We start from the raw sequence: 299 nt of genomic DNA, 5'->3' as shown, positions 1-299 counted from the left end.
GCGTTCCGGACTTTCATCTATCTGTACTATTTTATTTTTTACAGGCATGAAATTTACGTAGGGAAAATCGGTGCCTAAAAGCAAAACCACATCAGCTTCATGCATGGCATGGTAACCAGATGGCTGGCCGAGCAGGCCCGTCATGCCAACTTCATATGGATTGTTATATTGAATACTCATTTTACCACGAAATGAAAACCCTACAGGCGCCTTCAATTTCGCCGCAAGCTGAATCACCTCATCATGAGCTTGTGCCGCCCCAATACCACAGTAAAGCATTATTTTTTTCTCCGAATTTA

Annotated in this window: 1 pseudogene; it reads right to left on the bottom strand. The window is 42.8% G+C overall.

The annotated features are described in order from the left end of the window. Positions 1 to 299, bottom strand: a pseudogene (locus AC0IW9_RS30525) (ubiquinone-dependent pyruvate dehydrogenase); the annotation flags it as partial.

The sequence above is a fragment of the Belnapia sp. AC561 genome, assembly GCF_979252845.1.
Note: the sequence above shows the minus strand (reverse complement) of the source record. Positions and strands in the feature narration are given on the sequence as shown.